At 58.1% G+C, this 1981-nt stretch carries 3 protein-coding genes; all 3 read left to right on the top strand.

Translation table 11 applies throughout. The features are described from left to right. Positions 1-399: 399 nt before the first annotated feature. The 3 genes from ACP5E6_RS18720 to ACP5E6_RS18730 all read left to right on the top strand — a co-directional run bounded on the left by ACP5E6_RS18720 (position 400) and on the right by ACP5E6_RS18730 (position 1889). Complete coding sequence (locus tag ACP5E6_RS18720; RefSeq protein ID WP_427956937.1) at positions 400-549, top strand: restriction endonuclease; 150 nt, start codon at positions 400-402, stop codon at positions 547-549. Between the two features lie 308 nt (positions 550-857). Then, positions 858-1322, top strand: a complete 465-nt coding sequence (locus tag ACP5E6_RS18725) for an excisionase family DNA-binding protein (RefSeq protein WP_427956939.1) — start codon at positions 858-860, stop codon at positions 1320-1322. Between the two features lie 3 nt (positions 1323-1325). Next, positions 1326-1889, top strand: coding sequence for a PIN domain-containing protein (locus tag ACP5E6_RS18730; protein ID WP_427956941.1), 564 nt, complete (start codon positions 1326-1328; stop codon positions 1887-1889). The last annotated feature ends 92 nt before the right edge of the window (positions 1890-1981 follow it).

A 1981-nucleotide genomic window follows, 5' to 3' on the forward strand; every position in this document is an offset into this window, starting at 1 on the left:
AGGTGGTGAAGTCCGATGAACCCTATGGGTAGTCGCCCCGGGATCAGGTGGCGCGGGGTCACCAGGCTGCCAGGTCGGAATAAATGAGGGCGTTTGAGCGGCAGCAACACCCATCATCAAGGTCAACCCGACTAAAGCGCCAACCTTCACACAAGCCTCCCGGAAAACCGGGAGATTACTGGGCCGTTAGTCGGATGTCGATTCGAATGGCTTCACAATTCTGCTCCTGAATATCTCTTGCATGGATCAGAATGGGCGCCTTGCGGGTCTGCGCACTAGTCAGGCCGCCGGACCAGCTGCGCTTGTCTCGTCATTCCGCAATCTATTTCTGATCGGCAACCTGTCGCCGGTCGGCGTGCAAATCCAGCCTCACAGCTCAACTATGGCGCGCGCGACCCGATGCAGCTCTCCCCGGTCGAATTCGAGCAGTTCTGTGGCATGCTGCTCGCCGGCAGAGGATGGTCAGTGGAGGCAACACGCACCACCGGAGACTACGGCGCCGATATCGTTGCTGAGCGTGATGGCGTGCGCCTAGTCGTCCAATGCTAGCGCTGGTCGAATGCCGCGTGAGTCGCGGCGGTGCAAGAAGCCCATGCGGCGATCGCGTTCTATCGAGCGCATCGATAGGCCGTGATGGCAACGGGAGGCTTCATGCGCGCGGCGCAAGCGCTGGCGGCATCGAACGGGGACCGTCTTGATCGTGCCGGGGCGGCATGACCTCGATAGGGCGCTGGGACGGTAGTGTGTCCATCTGCATTTAAGCGGCGCCCGGCCATGCCGTTTCGTTTATTGCGTTTAATGAAGCCTAAACCTATATGGGTTAGGTCACATAATTCTGTGATCATAGGAGAAAGCCAATGATGGGAACGGCACTAATCGGAACGCCGGCTGACTTGGTGTCAGACGACGATCGAAGCGTCGCTCGCGATGCGAGCAGGGCTCTGGCACGGCTTGCCAGCAACCGATCCGTTCATGTGGAAGCTCGGTCCGATAATTGCGATAGCCAGACCTTCGTTTTGCCTGCCTCCGCCGTGCGCTTGCTTACCGACATGTTGACGCATCTGGCCAATGGGCACGCGGTCGCCGTGATCCCGGAGGATGCCGAACTTACGACCCAACAGGCGGCGGATCTGTTGAATGTGTCGCGTCCATTTCTGGTCGGCCTACTCGAAAAGAACGAGATACCGTTTCGTTTGGTCGGCCGCCACCGCCGCATCCGGTTTCAGGATATGGTTGCCTTCAGAGAGGTGATGCAAAAGAGACGGAAGGCCGCAATCGATGCGATGGTCGCGCAAGCGCAAGAACTTGGCTTTGGCTATTGACGGGTGGCCTTTACCGCTTTGTTCGATGCTTGTGTCCTGTTTCCTGCACCGTTGCGCGATCTTCTGATGACGCTTGCCGAAACAAATCTTTTCCGGGCTCGATGGTCAGCCGAGATAAACGCCGAATGGTTCAATGGAATTCTTCGAACTCGCCCGGAGCTGGACGTGCCGTTGCGGCGCACAATCGATCTTATGAATGGGGCTGTCCCGGACTGCCTAGTTACGGGATATGAGAGCTTGATCGGCGCCCTCAATCTCCCGGATCCTGATGATAGACATGTTTTGGCTGCGGCTATTGTTGGGCATGCCGACGTAATCGTGACGAAAAATCTCCGTGATTTCCCCGCATCAACACTATCTGCGTACGGGATCGAGGCGCAGCATCCAGACGTATTTGTCTGTCACTTGTTCGATCTGGCCGAGCCGGCGGCCATGGCCGCTGTAAGGGAAGTCCGCGGCCGCTTGGTCAATCCGCCGGTCAGTGTAGAGGATTATCTCGACACGCTTTCTCGCCAAGAACTCCCGGAGACCGTCGCCTTTTTGCGAGAGCGTTCGGCACTGATCTAGCCACGTTGATCGCGATCGGTTCCGCCCATCACCGCAACCGATACTCGATCACCGCCTGGCAAGTCCTCGGCGAGTTGCTGGTCGGTCATCGA

This window comes from Acidiphilium sp., assembly GCF_049977125.1.
GTDB lineage: Bacteria > Pseudomonadota > Alphaproteobacteria > Acetobacterales > Acetobacteraceae > Acidiphilium.

Bases quoted from the DNA above. Each gene is read 5' to 3' on its own strand.
- ACP5E6_RS18725 (WP_427956939.1), top strand. From the start codon at position 858: ATGATGGGAACGGCACTAATCGGAACGCCGGCTGACTTGGTGTCAGAC.
- ACP5E6_RS18720 (WP_427956937.1), top strand. From the start codon at position 400: ATGCAGCTCTCCCCGGTCGAATTCGAGCAGTTCTGTGGCATGCTGCTC.